The 17,005-nt window shown below is 48.5% G+C and carries 13 protein-coding genes; 5 read left to right on the plus strand and 8 right to left on the minus strand.

All coding sequences use genetic code 11. The annotated features are described in order from the left end of the window. Positions 1-13 precede the first annotated feature (13 nt). The 5 genes from MYF79_RS16940 to MYF79_RS16960 all read left to right on the plus strand — a co-directional run bounded on the left by MYF79_RS16940 (position 14) and on the right by MYF79_RS16960 (position 6,341). Entirely contained in the window at positions 14-3,055 is a 3,042-nt protein-coding gene (locus MYF79_RS16940; RefSeq protein ID WP_247808838.1) for an AsmA-like C-terminal region-containing protein, read from the plus strand. A 163-nt stretch (positions 3,056-3,218) separates the two neighbouring features. Further along, complete coding sequence (locus tag MYF79_RS16945) at positions 3,219-3,644, plus strand: hypothetical protein (protein WP_247808839.1); 426 nt, start codon at positions 3,219-3,221, stop codon at positions 3,642-3,644. After that, positions 3,645-4,364: an ATP-grasp domain-containing protein gene (locus MYF79_RS16950; RefSeq protein WP_247808840.1), complete on the plus strand. Its 720-nt coding sequence runs from the start codon at positions 3,645-3,647 to the stop codon at positions 4,362-4,364. A 514-nt stretch (positions 4,365-4,878) separates the two neighbouring features. After that, positions 4,879-5,460 (plus strand): TetR/AcrR family transcriptional regulator, encoded by a 582-nt coding sequence (locus MYF79_RS16955; RefSeq protein WP_247808841.1) that lies wholly within the window; start codon positions 4,879-4,881, stop codon positions 5,458-5,460. An 86-nt stretch (positions 5,461-5,546) separates the two neighbouring features. Continuing rightward, positions 5,547-6,341 (plus strand): SDR family NAD(P)-dependent oxidoreductase, encoded by a 795-nt coding sequence (locus MYF79_RS16960; protein ID WP_247808842.1) that lies wholly within the window; start codon positions 5,547-5,549, stop codon positions 6,339-6,341. Positions 6,342-6,407: 66 nt separating this feature from the next. On the opposite strand, the gene MYF79_RS16965 is transcribed toward MYF79_RS16960, so the two are convergent. The 8 genes from MYF79_RS16965 to MYF79_RS17000 all read right to left on the minus strand — a co-directional run bounded on the left by MYF79_RS16965 (position 6,408) and on the right by MYF79_RS17000 (position 16,984). Beyond that, positions 6,408-7,238: an NAD-dependent epimerase/dehydratase family protein gene (locus MYF79_RS16965; RefSeq protein WP_247808843.1), complete on the minus strand. Its 831-nt coding sequence runs from the start codon at positions 7,236-7,238 to the stop codon at positions 6,408-6,410. A 67-nt stretch (positions 7,239-7,305) separates the two neighbouring features. Then, positions 7,306-8,166 carry an AraC family transcriptional regulator gene (locus tag MYF79_RS16970; protein WP_247808844.1) on the minus strand — a complete coding sequence of 287 codons (861 nt, stop codon included), beginning with the start codon at positions 8,164-8,166 and terminating at the stop codon, positions 7,306-7,308. A 7-nt stretch (positions 8,167-8,173) separates the two neighbouring features. After that, on the minus strand, positions 8,174-9,082 hold the full coding sequence (locus tag MYF79_RS16975; protein ID WP_247808845.1) for a helix-turn-helix domain-containing protein: 909 nt from the start codon (positions 9,080-9,082) through the stop codon (positions 8,174-8,176). A gap of 408 nt (positions 9,083-9,490) precedes the next feature. Further along, on the minus strand, positions 9,491-10,279 hold the full coding sequence (locus MYF79_RS16980; protein ID WP_247808846.1) for an SDR family NAD(P)-dependent oxidoreductase: 789 nt from the start codon (positions 10,277-10,279) through the stop codon (positions 9,491-9,493). Positions 10,280-10,524: 245 nt separating this feature from the next. Then, positions 10,525-12,171: a sodium:solute symporter gene (locus MYF79_RS16985; protein WP_247808847.1), complete on the minus strand. Its 1,647-nt coding sequence runs from the start codon at positions 12,169-12,171 to the stop codon at positions 10,525-10,527. A gap of 11 nt (positions 12,172-12,182) precedes the next feature. Then, positions 12,183-13,406, minus strand: coding sequence for an enolase C-terminal domain-like protein (locus tag MYF79_RS16990; RefSeq protein ID WP_247808848.1), 1,224 nt, complete (start codon positions 13,404-13,406; stop codon positions 12,183-12,185). Positions 13,407-13,411: 5 nt separating this feature from the next. After that, positions 13,412-15,733 carry a glycosyl hydrolase family 95 catalytic domain-containing protein gene (locus MYF79_RS16995; protein ID WP_410688250.1) on the minus strand — a complete coding sequence of 774 codons (2,322 nt, stop codon included), beginning with the start codon at positions 15,731-15,733 and terminating at the stop codon, positions 13,412-13,414. Positions 15,734-15,763: 30 nt separating this feature from the next. After that, positions 15,764-16,984 (minus strand): DUF4998 domain-containing protein, encoded by a 1,221-nt coding sequence (locus tag MYF79_RS17000; protein WP_247808849.1) that lies wholly within the window; start codon positions 16,982-16,984, stop codon positions 15,764-15,766. Positions 16,985-17,005: the final 21 nt, after the last annotated feature.

The following is a 17,005-nucleotide window of genomic DNA, read 5'->3' on the forward strand; positions in this document are numbered from 1 at the left end:
AACCGCAGGGGGAATGTTGCTGATACTTTTTCTGCTGCCGCTCCTGTTTCCTGCGGCTGTGTCGAACAGAATAAAGACCTGGGCTAATCATAACATCACTGGCGAGATCAATTTTTCAAAAGCGAGATTGTCCTTTTTTAATCATTTTCCCACCTTAACCTTAACGCTGTACGATTTCAGCCTGAAGGGATCCGCTCCTTTCGAGCAGGATACACTCATATCTGCAGAAGAGGTGGCGTTGGGCGTAAACCTGGGCAGTATTTTTTCAAAGGCTACCAGCGTAGATAAGATCTACCTTACGAAGGGGAATATACACGTATTGGTGGATACTGAAGGCCGGCCGAATTATAACGTTTACCAGGCGGCCACACCTCCACGCAGGCAGGCCGACAGCGGGAGTGTATCGCTAAAGATAGAACGGATACAGCTGGAACACTGCAGGATCATCTACAATGATAAATCCCTGACCCTGCAGATAAGAGCAAAAGAGGTGAATTATACCGGAAAAGGAGACCTGGACAAATCGCAGTTCGACCTGTACTCACACGTCAGCATTGCCTCGTTTGACCTGGCCTATGGCGGTATACCTTATATACAGTCAAAGAAACTGGACGGTAAGCTGATTACCAGGATCAATACCAGGTCGCTGAACTTCATTTTCGAACGGAATGATCTGAAGATCAACCAGCTGCCAATGAAGCTGAACGGGGCATTCAGTTTCCTGAAGAACGGCTATAAAATGGATTTTAAGCTTAGCTCAGGAGAATCGACCCTGGAAGCGCTTTTCAGTGCATTGCCGGCGAAATACACTGCCTGGATGGAGCATACTGATATCAAAGGCTTTGCAGAAGTAAATGCCTCGTTAACAGGCAAGTATATCGCGAAGACTAACAAGATGCCTGATCTTACCTTCAGTATGAAAGTGAGGAACGGAGAAATTGCCAGTTCCGGAGCGCCCTATGCTATTGAGGGCCTGCGCCTGGATTTCCGTACCCGCTTACCGGAAATGAACCCTGACAAGTTCACTATTAACGTCGATTCCGCCTTTTTTAAACTGGACAAAGGATATTTCAGCTCAGATATCAAAGTAACGGGACTGGCTAAACCGGACATCCATGCAAAGATGAGTGCAGACCTGGATATGGAGAAGTGGGGAAAGGCTATGGGCTGGGATGCTTTCGACCTGAAAGGGCGTTTTCAGGCCGATCTGCAGGCCGATGGCAGGTACATCGGGTATACCGTGAACAATGGACCGGGGCATGAATCGGACCTGGTTATCAGCAGTATACCGGTATTTGATTTCAAGTCTACCCTCAGCGATGGCTACCTGAAATTCAAAGATGTGCGGGAACCTATCCGTCATATCGGGTTTGATGTGCAGGCTGCCTGCCCGGATAATAACTATGCGAATGTGCGGGTGAACATGAGTAAGATCAATGCCGAAGTGCTGGGTAACTATATCAAAGGATATTTTCATCTGACCAATGCGCAGGAGCCGCTGGTGGACGCAAACCTGAAAGGCGTGCTGCATATGGCGGATGTAGAGAAGTTCTATCCGATGGATGGGGTAGACATGAGCGGTGACCTGAACATCAATATTTTAAGTAAAGGCATTTATCAGCCGGCGCGGAGTTTGTTCCCGGTAACCACCGCTTCCCTCAACATGAATAACGGCGTGGTGCACACGAAATATTATAAACACCCGGTTGAAAAGATCAATGTCAACGCGACGCTGACAGATACCGCCGGTAGTTTGCAGGCATTGAAGATCGACATCAAACCCGTGTCTTTCGAGTTTGAGGGGCAGACCTTTACGCTGAAAGCGGCGCTGAATAACTTCGACGATCTGCATTATAACATCCTGGCCAATGGCATCATCGATCTTGGGAAGATCTACCAGGTGCTGGGCCGGGAAGGATATGAGGCCAAAGGTTATATAAAAGCTGATCTGAACCTGCAGGGAACGAAGAGCGATGCAATGAACAGCCAGTACGACAAGCTGTTGAACAAAGGCACACTGACACTGAAGGAGGTATCAGTGAAAGCCGCCAGGTTCCCGCTGCCTTTCTTTATCAGCAATGGCGTGTTCCGTTTCGAGGAAGACAAGATGTGGTTTGACAAATTCGAGGCACGATATGGTAAGTCTGACCTCCGCCTGGATGGTCATCTGTATAACCTGATTGCCTATGCTACGCAGCCGGGCCAGCGCCTGCAGGGCGCATTTAACCTGAAAAGCAATTATATCCTGGCGGACGAGTTAATGTCCTACAACAGCGATCCGCAGATAACTGATGAACCGGGATCTTCCGGTGTAGTGGTAATACCCGACAATCTTTCGCTATCGTTGAATGCCAGTGCAGATAAGGCCAGTTTCCGCGGGATAGATATACAGCGTTTCCATGGCCAGCTGCAGGTTGATAATGGCGGTCTGCAGATGAGTAATACCGGTTTTAATATCATCGGAGCGCCTGTTGTAATGGAGGCACAGTATAACAGCCTGAATAACGAAAGCGCTAGTTTTGATTATCATATCAATGCCCGGGAGTTCGATATCAAACGCGCTTATAACGAGATCCGGCTGTTCCATGATATGGTGTCTTCTGCGTCTTCTGCCAGCGGTGTAGTGGGACTTGACTATCATGTCAGCGGCAGGTTCCGGGAAAATATGCAACTGGTATACCCCTCCCTGAAGGGAGAGGGCGTATTGTCGCTGAAGAAGATCAAACTGAAAGGATTCAAACTGTTCAATGCAGTAAGCAGTACGACAAAGAGAAATATAAAGGACCCGAACCTGTCGGAAGTGGAGATAAAATCCACTATCAGCAATAACATTATTACTATCGAGCGGACGAAGATGCGTATTGCCGGTTTCCGTCCCCGTTTCGAAGGCCAGGTGAGCTTTAACGGAAGGCTGAACCTGAAAGGACGTATAGGCTTACCGCCGCTGGGCATCTGGGGAATACCTTTCAGTGTTACCGGCACACAGACCAATCCGCATGTAAAACTGAAACGGGGCAGTGAGAAGGATTCGCTGGAGCGGGAAGCGGGGGATTGATAGCAAGAAGTTTTTCGGCAATATCTCTTGCCTGCTCAAAGGACAACATGGATTTTTTATTGAAGGCGTGAAGTTAACTTTTCTTTTTGGATAGAGAATGCGACGCAATATGTAACTTAGATAAGTCATCCCATATGTTAATCAATCAGATATCCCGGTTATTATGACACCAAATACAGCAGGAAAATACGTATGTAAGATTACACTGTATGCAGTGATTATCCTGGAGTTATTGTGGTTGTTCATAGAAACAAGGGGAGACTTTGCCAACGGTATACTTTTCTATTTACAAGCCCAGATGAACATTTATGTATGGGGCTTTTTCGCATTGTTGTTCCTTTCATCTTATTTATTGGGAAAGACAATGGGAGCGGAGCTTATTAAAGGACGCAACCCATATATTGCCGCAATTATATACGGAATGCTGGAAAGTGCAATTTTGTTGGTGTATGCGCTTATCATAGTTATCACACATGGCCAGTGGATGAATATGTTGCATACTATACCGGAGCTTGTATTAATGATGGCTATACCTGTGTTGCTTCTCTGGTTGGTGGCAGCAGCTATTCTGAAAAGTAACATGAAATAAATGACTGGAAAAAACTTCCCTATACTTCTAATACCCGAAAAGACTGATATTGAATTTGAGGATGTTTTTGCAACCTGGACCCGCGGTGGCGGCGAGATCAGGCGTCTTGGCAAATATTGGATCAGGGATGAGGAACTGTCAGACAGGAAAATTGCCATATATGGCAATCAGGCTTTCGCATTTGTATTGGCCCAGATATACGGGGTTGAATTACTTTCTCCGGATGATACCCTTATAGCAAGACTTGACGCCAAATGGACAAAAAGAAATGTGCAGTTAAGGCAGATAGGAGACGTTACGGCGACCGATTTCCCTGTCTTTATCAAGCCTGTTATTCCTAAGATATTTGTTGCAGGTGTTTTTGACACCCTGGCTGCATTTAGAGCCGTGGTACAAGGGCTGGCTGCGGATGAGCAAATTCTTGTTTCATCAGTTGTTCATCCTATAGCAGCCGAAGCAAGGGCGTTCATCATGAATGGCGAAGTAAAAGATATCGCTTTGTATGAAGGATCTGCTTCGCTGGATGAGGGACGACGGTTCCTGGCAGGCTTTCTTGGCGAGTATCAGCAGTATTTGCCAGCGGTCGTTGTTGTTGATATCGCCTATAACGAACAAACGGGCTGGTTTGTGTTAGAGTTCAATGCCTGCTGGGGCGCAGGGCTGAACAATTGCAGTGCTGAGAAGGTGATGGATTGTATAATCAATGCAACTATAAATTGAATGTTTTACCCATTCGGGATATTTGGGGCAACCCCGTGTTATCACCTGTACGAATACCCCGGGTTATCACCCGGGGCTACAAACACGTGGCTCCTGACGGAGCCGAATGCAGCGGTTCATGACACGTAATTACCAGTAGGCGGCCGCTGCCCGGGGGGGCCTGGGTTATTACCTGTACGAATACCCCGTGTTATCACCCCGGGCTACAAACACGTGGCTCCTGAGGGAGCCGAATGCAGCGGCTCATGACACGTAAATTACCAGTAGGCAGGCCGCTGCCCGGGGGGCCTGGGTTATTACCTGTACGAATACCCCGTGTTATCACCCGGGGCTACAAACACGTGGCTCCTGAGGGAGCCGAATGCAGCGGTTCATGATACGAAATTACCAGTAGGTAGGCCCCTCCCCGGAGTTGATTGGCGGGAATAAGTAAATAAATCTTCCTGTTTAATAAATTTGTCTATTTTTGTAGTGATTAATACAAAAATACTTTTCCAGAGGGAAAAACTAAGAAATGAGAGGCAGACCAACCATATTCGACAATAAAGAAGTCTTGTCCAAGGCGCAGAAAGTGTTCTGGGCCAAGGGGTTTACCGCTACGTCACTGGAAGATATTCTCCAGGCCACCGGCCTTGGTAGTGGTAGCTTTTATCATGCTTTTAAGGGAGGTAAGAAGGAACTATTCAGAAAGGCCATTCAGCAAAGGAGGGAGGCTTTTAACCAGTTCAGGGAAGAACTGGAGCACAGTAAAGCGCCTGTTGAACTGATCAAAGACTTTTTCCGCAGTATGGCAAAGGACGACAAAGAAACCCATTTATTGGGGTGTATTATCGTCAATACGGTTGTAGAAATGGCCTGCCTGGATCATGAACTGGAAGAAGAGGCTATCACAATACTCAGGGAGGTGGAGGAGTTCTTTACCGCCACCCTTAGAAAGGCGCAAAAGAATGGCACACTGAAGAACCAGACAGACCCGGAGATCCTTGGCCGTTACCTGATCACCCTCTGGAATGGTATGAACGTTACCAGGCGTATGTACCCCGATCAGCAGATCCTCAGCAAACAGATTGAAATGCAGCTGGAGATAATCAGCTGAAATTTTTTTGGCCATTTTTGTAGTGATCAATACAGAAATGATAAGGACACAACATATACCATCTTAAAACTGGAATACAGACATTTATGGATTTACAACTGCAATCAAAGACTGCCTTTGTCAGCGGATCGACACAGGGTATCGGCTTCGCTATTGCCAGCCAATTACTCGCTGAAGGAGCAAAGGTGATCATCAACGGAAGGAGCCGGGAAAAGATTGATCTGGCCCTCAGCAAACTGGAACAGGAAATACCGGGTGCGGATGTATCAGGTATTGCGGCCAACTTTGAAGATCCCCAAGAAGTAGATCAGCTGCTGAATGCATTGCCGGATATCGATATCCTGGTAAATAACGTGGGCATCTTTGAACTTCGCCCTTTTTTTGACACCAAAGACAGTGACTGGACAAAGTTCTTCGAAGTGAATGTTATGAGCGGTGTACGCCTGTCAAGAGCCTTATTACCTAAGATGCTGGAACGTAACTGGGGCCGCGTGATCTTCATCAGCAGTGAATCCGGTATCAACATTCCGGAGAACATGATCCACTACGGGATGACCAAAACGGCGATGCTTTCCATCAGTCGCGGGTTGTCACAGCTGACCAGGAACACAGGGGTTACTGTCAATACAATTATCGGCGGACCAACCTATTCCGAAGGTGTGGCGGGTGCCGTTGAGCAGATAGCCCTGGCGCAGCAAAGTAATGTGGAGGAGGTGAAGGCTGGTCTGATAAAGGCATTAAACCCGACATCCCTGTTACAGCGATTTATACAACCGGAAGAGATCGCGCACCTGGCGGTTTATCTTTCCAGCCCTCTATCCCTCGCTACCAATGGTGCTGCACTTCGTGCCGACGGCGGTGTGCTGAATACCATTCTTTAATGGCAACACATCTGTTTTCCTGGCCCCGGAGCAGCGGCTTCATTTCAGGCGAATATCAGCGCTGTATTAAAGCAGCTTTTCCTGTACTGCCTGGTAAACGGTCCTGACAGACGCCTGAAAACCCAGGCTGCGTGCAAGCGAGCCATCGCTGTGGAGATGCCATGGGTTTACCAGCGGTTCTGATGACGATGCCATGGTTGCTCCTGCAATGCCCAGTAATTCATAGATGGATGTAGGCGCCTCGTCCGAAATATTGACAATGCGGCCGTCCATTATCCCATCCAAAGCCATCATAATGGCTGTATAAATGTCGCGATGATGGACGGTGCTTATCCTCATAGCCGGATGATATTTCGCTGCAATGACGTGTTTTGGCAGGTCTTCCAGATGACCATCGCCGTCTCCGTAAACAAAGGGAAAACGCAGAATGGCCCAGTTCAGCCCACTTTCGCGTAACTCATTCTCCGCGGCAACTTTGCTGGCGGGATAAGCATGTTGCGGGTTAACAACATCATTTTCCCGGCCCGGATGCGGATTGTTGGCGCTATATACATGGCTGGTACTTGCAAACAGGAAGCGGGCGGCAGGCGCGTGGTTTTTTACTGCATCGATGAGGTTTCGCGTGCCTTCCAGGTTACTCTTCCATATCAGGTCAGTGTCCGGTGAGCGGAACACGGCCGCCAGGTGAATGATCGCTGTGACACCTTTAACGGCTTCTTTAAGCGATGCCGGATCAAACAGGTCGCCTTCCACCGCCTTCACTCCTGCAGGAACGCTTTTACCACCGCGAACCAATGCACGGCAGTTTATACCTTCAGTTACCAATCGAGGTAAAAGACGTGCACCTACCAGGCCGTTTCCACCTGTTACTAATACTGTTTCTGAGCTTGTATTCATGGCTGTTTAGCTTTATTATGGAAACAAAGCTCCTGATCGCAGGGCTAAACAGGCCGGACGAATTGATCTAATTCCCTGACAGATCCGCCAGGAACTGTGGGATGGTGTGTCCTGTGACTTTTTTAAACAGGCGGGAAAAGTATTCAGGATCATTAAAGCCCAGCTCGAAAGCCAGTTCTTTGATCGAAACATCCTTCATGTGATATAAGCGCCGCCCCGCTTCCAGGATCAGCCGCTTCGTAATGTATTCCTTGGGAGAAAGGCCGGCATGCTGTTTCACCAGCTTATAGAGTCCATTGGGATTAATGCCCAGTTTCTCCGCGATCAGTCCGACGCCGGGTTGCTCGGTCAGATGCTTTTCTACAAATGCTCTGAAATCACTATAACGGGAAAGCGTGTCCTTTGCAGGAATGGTTGCGGCGGGGAGGTAAGCCGCGTTGATTTCTGTAAGTAAACTGTTCAGGTGTGCCAGAATCAGTTCAGGGGCAGTGTCCCAATGCCTTAGCAGATCGAGAAGTATAGCAAAGATTGCCTTTACCCGCAGCGCGGCAGAAGGACTAAAACCAACTTTCTGATCATTTAGCGAATGGACAAGGAATTCATATTGTCCGGGCAGCAGGGAGAGACAAATTTCGTCAAAACCCAGCTTGACAAATTTGCCGCCCTTGCTCATACCTTCCTGTTCGTGGATTTGCTGAGGCGTAACAAAGATCAATTCATTGTCGTTCACTTCGTATTTGTGCAGATCGATTTGATGACAGCTGCGGCCTTCGAGCATGAACATAAAGAAATAATAGGGCGAGCGATGCGGAGCAACGTAAGTGGCCGCTTCTTCAGCCGTCAGGTGGCCGAATTCCGGTGAGACGATCCGCACAGGCAGCTGGCGATTTTGCCGTAAATACTGAAGAAATGGCGTAATAGTCTGCATATATTAATTAGTTAAATGCCTGCCGGAATTCCAGCGGACTTTGCCTGGTTTTAAGCTTGAAAAGCTTATTGAACGACTGTGAATGTTCGAAGCCAAGTTGGTAGGCGATCTCGCTTACCGACAATTTTGTTGTGGACAGTTTTTCCTTTGCTTTATCGATCAGTTTCTCATGAATGATCTGTTGTGTTGTCTGGCCGACAAGTTGTTTAAGCATGCTGCTTAAATATTTGGAAGACAGGTGTAGCTGATGCGCAATGTATTGCACTGTTGGCGCTCCCGTCGAAAGTAAAGCTTCATTATTTATATAGTCATTCAGGATTTCTTCTACCTGGTGTAAGATCTGATGGTTGGTGATCTTACGGGTGACGAACTGCCGCTGGTAAAAACGTTCGGCATAATTCAGCAATGTTTCCAGGTGCGAGATAATGATATCCTGGCTAAACTTATCGATATTGGAATGATACTCATTTCGTATATTTCTTATAATATCATTGATGACCATTTCTTCCTTATCGGAGAGAAACAAGGCCTCATGGGTGGAATAGCCAAAGTATTCGTATTTCCTGATCTTCCTGGCAAGGGAGGTGTTCCAGAGAAAGTCCGGATGGATAAACAGCATCCAGCCTTCCAGATTTGGGGGGACGCCGTTTTCCTCGCCCCGCAGAATCTGTCCGGGAGACATAAAGGCCATTAACCCTTCATCGAAATCATACTTTTGCTGGCCGTATATGAGATTGTCACAACCTTTTTTCATAGATATGACGTACATGTCAAACACAACGGCATCAATATCGTGATCATTTCTAAAGCCTTTCAGGTCAACAATGCTGATCAGCGGATGATGTGGCTTAGGCAAGCCCATCAGACGGTGAATTTCCGTGATAGATTTTATCCGGTATGGCGTAGCATTTTGCATAAGGCAAGTTAATTTAATTTTTGAACGAATGTCTCAGCCGCATCATTATTACGTTGCGATTTAGAGATGGGTAAGCTGTTTAGATCTTTCGAACTCCCTGTGTCCGGATTTTATGAGTTGGATGAGCATCATCCTGCTCAGGTGCTGTTCTTTTGTCCCTTTCTTTTGATGTTTTGATACAGCAAAAGTCAGCCGATTTCACTAAACGGGTATATCCAAAAGTCGCAGGATTGTAGTAAAAAGTAAGACGTAGCGGGGAGATTGAAGAAGTAGCAACAGCAAGAGGGCGTCTTATTTAAGGGAGACGCCCTCCTTGTTTTATCAGGACATGATGATTGTCGAACGTTTCATCTGCCTGTTGGCGTTCGTATGTACTTTCGGCAGAGGGGGGAGCGCTCAAATGCTTTCCTAGACTGTTTCAGTTGCCTGCAGCAAGGCCCTGTATCCCAGTTCTGCACCTCCGCTGACATGCATCACATGCCCCGTGATGAAACGTGCTTTATCAGAAGCCAGGAAAACACAGGCATCAGCTATCACATCTCCTTCGGGACAGTAACCCAAAGGATGGATGGCATTCATATACTGCTCGATACCCTGTCCATTGTTCTGATGCTGGCCCCATTCCCGCAGCATAGGTGTCCATACGCCGGCAGGTGCTACTGCATTCACACGGATCTGAAAGGGCGCATAATCCAAGGCCATGGACTTTGTTAAAGAATTTACAGCTCCCTTGCTGGCAGTATAGGCAGCATGGTTTTCCTGACCGATCTCTCCCACAAGGCTGCTGGTATTGATGATACATCCTTTGCTCTGTTTCAGGGCTTCAATGCCATATCGTGTGGTCAGGTAAATGCTTTTAAGATTGACGTTCATCACATCGTCCCATTCGGCCTCTGTGGTTTCATGGAGAGGGCTTGAAGGATGTGCAATGCCCGCATTATTGTGGATGACGTCTATTCTGCCATATTTTTCCAATGTTTGCTGAACAGCGCGTTCAACATCTGCTGGTACCGCAACATCGGCCAGGATGGCGGAGTGTGATGATCCCAATGCGGCAATGGCGGTGGCCAGCGAGACGGGATCATTCGACAGGATCACTACTATAGCCCCGGCTTCTGCATATTTTAAGGCACATTCAAATCCAATACCCCTGGATCCTCCAGTCAGCAATATTATTTTACCGGTCAAAAGTTGCATGCTTAGTTATTTTGTTCTTGAGTGATGTGTTTTTGAAATGATGTACAGCAGGATCATTATCAGCAACGCTGCTGAAAGGATTTCCTGCCATTAAATGATCCTTATCGCGATCATATATTGTGAAACCATTATCAGCAATCCTGTTGCTATAAGGGTTTCTGTCTCTGAACGATTTCTATGGAATCATATACCTTATGGTCATTAGCGCTGTAGTAATGTTAGCAGGTCTTTTTCCTGAAAGTTGACTATTTGAAAATGACATATAGTACGATCATCACCAACAGTAACAATGCTGATAAGACCTTATAATTCCCCAATCCATTCCAGCCCTTATCCTGCAATGGTTCCAGCGGCGATTTCCAGTACAGCGCCCCGCTTATTGTGGTATGCTGCATAGGATACAACAGGGAGAAGGAAACCTGGATAATGCAACAGGCCACAAAAAGATAAAAGGCCATCATCAGGAAAGGGATCTCTTTCAGGAAAGTATACGGGTATATCTTGTTGATGGCGTACACCAGTGCGCCCAGGGTCGAGCCGGCCAGTAGTGTGATCTGTGCTGCCCTGGCGGATGCTTTCTTCCAGAAAATACCCAGCAGGAACACACAGGTAATGGGCGGTGCAATATGTGAGATGATATCATTCACACCATTGAAAAGGCTGCTGTAGTTGTTCAGTAAGGGCAGGAGCAGGATAGACAACACAAGGGCGATGCCTGCAGATACGCGTCCCATACGCACCAGTTCCTGCTCACTGGCTGAAGGCTTGAAGCGCTTGTACAGGTCAAAGCTTACCAGTGTTGAAATGGAGTTCAATGCACCCGATACCTGGCTCATTAATCCGGATAGTAAGGCTGCTACTATGATGCCTGCCAGGCCGGTCGGCACCAGCTGGGTGATCATCAGTGTGTAGATACCTTTGCTATTTACAGCCGCATTGCCGGAAGCATCGACATATTGAATGGCGCTGATATCCAGTAATCCCTTTTGCGCCAGGGTGCCTGCCAGTAATCCCGGCAATATAAAGATGAACACCGGCAGTATTTTGATAAAACCGCAGAACAATGTCCCTGTTCTGGCGTGGTTCTCGTCTTTTGCACCCAGTATCCGCTGTACGATGGTCTGATCGGCGCACCAATACCAGATGCCCAGTACCGGATAACCCAGGAATACCGCATACCAGGGCAGCTGACTGCCATCGCCGGAAGGACGCAACATCTTCAGTTTATGTAATTCCTGGTGCTCCTGCAAAGTTGCCGTCATCGCATTCCATCCGCCCATTTTATGGAGGCAGATCACCGTGATGATCACGGCGCCGCTTACGAGCACTACTGTCTGGATACTCTCGGTCACTACCACTGCACGCAGTCCGCCGATAATAGTATACACAGCCGTAATTGCCGCAATAACAGTAACGCTGGTATACATGTCAATACCTAACAGTGTTTCCAGCACAATGCCACCTGTAAGCAAGGAAAATGCAATGTGAACGGTAATGGCAGAGATGATCGAGATGAATGTCAGCCAGTCCCTGCATGCCCGGTTGTAGCGCCTCTCCAGGAAATCGGGTAAGGTGCTGACGCCGCTACGGATATAGAAAGGCGCAAAGAATAAGGCCAGCAGGATGAGTGTAAAGGCGGCCATCCATTCAAAATTGCCACTGAGCAGTCCTTCGTCAAATCCGCTTTGCGCCAGGCTAACCAGGTGCAGGCAGGAGATATTGGTGGCAAATAAGGCCATGCCGATCATCGGCCAGCGTAAGGATTTGCCGGCCAGGAAATAATCATTGGAGGCGCTGCCCGCTTTCATCTTTTTCAGACCTGCCCAGAGCCCTATACTTACAATGATCAGTATGTACACGATGCTGATGATGATGTCCGGCGTTTTTATCATAGGAACTTTTATTAGATGATAAGATCACAGCTGCTGCCTGCCTCCTGGGGTGTTTGATAAACGCCTTCCCGGATCCTGACGGGATGCCTGAAATGTTGCTGCAGATGTGGTATATGCTCGAGGAACAGCGCTTCATGTCCTAAGGCAATATGATTGAAGAGCACAAGATGCTGATGGAGCTGTCCCATATCGCCCACATGCGGCACTACGGGAACACCGAATTTGCGGCACAGGAGACTGATGGTGATAAATTCACTCACTCCGCCCACGCGAACCGCGTCTACCTGGATAAAACCTGCGCATTTCGTCTGCAGGTAGTTTTTGAAGATGATACGGTTCGGCACATGCTCTCCCAGTGCCAGTTTCAGGGGGGCAATTGCGGTGGCGAGTTTTTGGTGGGCCAGTACATCGTCAGGATGGGTAGGCTCTTCTATCCAGTATGGGTTCATCTGCTGCAGTTTACTGCAGATCTGTAATGCCTGTGGTAATGTCCACTGCTGATTGGCATCCAGCATGATCCTGGCTGCGTCTCCCGCCGCCTCCCTGACAAGGTTCGCCCGGCGGATGTCCCGCTCAGGATCGGCAGATCCTACTTTCAGTTTCATGGCGGTAAAACCTTCCGCCATGGCTTTTTTTACATTCTCTTTTACTTTATCGTCTGAGTAATTGAACCAGCCGATAGAGGTATCGTAACCCGGATAGCCCTTTGCCGTGATCTGCTGGCGGAGCTCTTTGTCTGCGCTGCCGGCTTTGATCAATGCCAGTGCCTCTTCTCTTGTTAGCTCGTCTTCCAGGTAGGAGAGATCGAGGGTGTTCAGCAAGGCTTCGGGCGACAGATCGATCAGCAGTTTCCAGAGGGGCACGCCTCTTTTCCTGGCCCAGAGGTCGTAACAGGCATTTGTCACAGATGCCAGTCCCAGGTGTACCACACCTTTGTGTGGTCCCAGCCAGCGGAATTGCTGTTCGTTGGAGAACTGATAAAAGAGGGCCCCGAAGCTGGCCATCACTTCTTCTATGTCTTTCCCTTTCAGCTGCGCGGCGTAGAAATCAGCCGCTTTGCAAACCAGGTCATTGCCTTCTCCAAGCGTAAAGGCCAGGCCTGTACCTGTAAGGCCGCTGTCGTCGTGTAACTGTGTGACGGCATAGGAATAGACCGGGTCGCGGTGTATGGCATCACTGCCGGCTCCCTGTCCTAAAGGATAGCGGACGTCTTTCGTAGATGTATGTTGTATCATGCAGATCAGATTTTAGTGGCAGTGACCTCTTTCATCACGCCGTTGATTTTTACTTTGACTTTACGCGGAGTTGGAGAAGTGATCCTGTAGCTGGTCACTTTACCATCTTTCCATGCAAAGTCCACCGTGAAGTTTCCCCGTGCTTTTAAGCCCTTTACAGCCCCTTCCGCCTTCCATTGATCAGGTACAGCCGGCAGCAGGTTAATAAAGCCTGCATGGCTCTGTAACAGCATTTCTGCAATGCCTGCGGTTGCCCCGAAATTGCCATCTATCTGGAAAGGAGGTCCGGCCGATAACATATTCTGGTATACTCCTCCGCCTGCACCATAGTTGATGTCTGTTCTGACAGTAGGTTTCAGCAGTTCTCTGAACAGTTTGAAAGAGCGGTTGCCGTCCTGCAATCTTGCCCAGAATAAGAGTTTATAAGCGATGGTCCAGCTGGGGCCATCGTCGCCTCTTACTTCCAGTGTTTTCTTTGCAGCTGCCGCGAGATCAGGCGTATGCTCCGCAGTGATCAGCGATGCTGGGTACAGTCCCCACAAGTGGGAGATATGCCGGTGCTGCGGCTCGGTCTCTTTGTAATCTTCCAGCCATTCCATGATCCTGCCGTCTTTGGCGATCACACCGGGAGGAGGCAACAGGGCTATCTTTTGCTGCAGCTCTTTTCTGAATGCACTGTCCTTTCCTAATGTAAGCGATGCTGTAATGACGTTATTGAACAGGTCGCGGACGATCTGGTTATCAATGGTGGCGCCGATACAGATACTGGCATGTTTCCCATTGGGCAGATAGAATGCGTTTTCCGGAGAAGATGAGGGCGACATTACCAGCCAGCCTGTCTTTTCGTCTTTGATCACCAGGCTGTTGTAGAACATGGCAGATTCCTTTATTACTGGATAAATATCAGCCAGATACTGCTTGTCGTTAGTGAACGCATAGTGCTCCCACAGGTTATTGCATAACCATCCGGAGCCGGATTTCGTGGCGCCCCAGGAAGCGCTTTCACCTGGTTCTGTAAAGCCCCATACATTGGTGATGACATGTGCGACCCAGCCGGGTGCATTATAATAAGCCCTTGCGCTTCTTCTGCCGGGTTCCACTAATCCTTTTACCAGCGCTGCCAGGGGCAGGTTAAGTTCAGAGAGATTGGACACCTCTGCCGGCCAGTGGTTCATCTGTACATTGACGTCGAGGTGATAGTCGCCATTCCAGGGTGTCTGTACCTGGTTTGCCCAGAGGCCCTGTAAGTTCGGTGGCAGCAATCCGGGTCTGGTACTGGATATCAGCAGGTAACGGCCGAACTGGTAAAAGAGTACCGGCAGTTCATTGTCGGCCGCCGCATTGTTGTAGAAAGCTGCCAGGCGCTGATCTGTTGTTAATGTGCGGGCGCTGCTTTTTCCCAGGCTGAGCTGCACCCGGTTAAACAATTTGCTGTAGTTGCTGATATGCTGTTTCCGCTGGATGGCATAACTTTTTTTCATAGCAGCAGCCAGGGTCTGACTGATCTTCTTTCTGAAGTCAGGATTGCGGAAATCCGTTCCGGCGGCTACATACAAGATAATCTCCGAAGCATTCCTGATCACCAGGGTATTGCCTTCCGTACTAATGGCGCCATCTTTGGAACTGGCCTTGACAGTGGCCTGGTATTGCATGCCTTTGCCATCGGTGCCGTTATCCAGCTGGCCATATAGTTCCAGCGCATTGCCGATAGTTCGCGAGGATGATCTTTCCGGGCGGCTCATCGTTACACGGCAATTAAGTTTCCCAGGCTGATCGGCCGTTAAATGGATCATTCCCAGGTCATCTCCATAGCTGGTAAAGTATTCGCGACGATAAGTAACGCCATCTGCCTTGTAACTGCAGATGGCCATGGCCTGTTCCAGCGAAAGCGTTCTCTCATACTGTTCAGGTGTACTGTTGCCCGCACCTTCAAACTGTATCTGCAATTCTCCCAATACCTGGTAACAGCCAAAAGGTACACTGCCAGAGCCCTTGCCGGTACAGATGAAGTCTTTGTCCATCAGGGCCTGTGCTTCATCATTCCGGCCCTCTTTCAGCAACTGCCTGATGCGGGGCAGTTGCTTATAAGCTTCATAATTGTTGGCATCCTGCGGCGCGCCCGACCAGAGCGTGATATCGTTCAGCACGATCTTCTCTGCGGCAATGCCGCCATCGGGCATCATACCTAAACGGCCATTACCCAGCGGCAGGGTTTCCTCCCATACCTTTGCCGGTTTGTCATACTTTAATTCCAATACGTGGCTTTGCGCCGTGCTGTAGGCTGCCGGTAAAGCCGCGACGATAATTGTGATAATACTTCTGCTCAAAAACATCATTAGACCTGTAACTTGTGATAACTATTCTTTGTTCCAGAACGTGAGTTCGGACATATTTACATAATTGTTCTCTCCATTGGCATTGTGCAACACCCTGATCCGGATATAACGTACCGGCGGCGGATTGCTGATCAGCGATGTTTTATAGGGCGCATTGCCGTTGTCGGTCCTGATCACTTCCTTCAGCAATGTCCAACCTTTTGCCTGCATAGCCGCTTTCCAGCCGCCGTCACGGGAATCCAGCTCCGGAACCGCATTTGTGATATCTGCAATACCCCATACTTCAAACTGGTCGGGGTTGTTACAACAATCCCTGCCCGTTTCTTCTATCTGGCCAAGGTTATTGTATACTTTGCCCATATCAAAGCTGAGCACTCTGGGCATTCCACTGTTGCCGTCACTATGGAAGATGTTCGGATATCCCTGCGGACCAACAGATCCGTCCCACAGCTTACTCACCCGTGTATCAGACTGATAGATACCCATATCGCCATAAAGGTTTAATTCAGTGAAGAGGCTTTTGTCGCACACTACCTGTCTGAAGATAGTCGGAAATGTATCATTCTGCAAGGTGTAGAAAGTATCCAAAGCATCCCTTACGGGGATATAGGACGACTTGTACAACACCGGAGTGCCGAACTTATAGTCTGTCAGTGTGAGCGAGTCTTCATCCGGTGCCAGTGAGCGCTGTACCTGTTCTCCGCTCTTTTTTGTGTATTGCAGCGCAGTGTTAATATTGATCGTATCGGGTGTAGAGAAGCGGATGATGACGGAACTGTCTTCCAGGATGGTATAAGGATTTTCCGGGTTACTCAGCCTGTTGTTGAGCGTTGCGGTGTACACATTACCATATACTCTTGCATTACTGATCTCTGTGGCCACAGATCTGTTGCCTTTGGCATCATAGGAGTATATCACAAAGGAGTACACATATTCCGACAGGCCGGATATTGTACACCTGACAGTATCGCCGGTATTGTGCGTGGTGGAATTGACAGTAAGGGAGTCTGCCTTGTTGTTCCAGTACACGGTATACTTCACAACACTGGGGTCAGGGCTGGGCTGCCAGATCAGTTGCAGGCGATTCTTGCCTGGCAATACTTTAGCATTGGCTATAGTGCCCGGATACACCAGTTCTTCTCCACCGAGGAAGTCGCGGTAATCAGTAGGCTTTTTACTACAGGCCAGCAATACGAGCAAGCAGGCCAGCACATATATTCTGTTTGTATGATAGCGTTTCATTTTTCTGCCGTTTAAGGTGTT

Origin of the sequence: Chitinophaga filiformis (genome assembly GCF_023100805.1) — a bacterium.
Lineage (GTDB): Bacteria > Bacteroidota > Bacteroidia > Chitinophagales > Chitinophagaceae > Chitinophaga > Chitinophaga filiformis_B.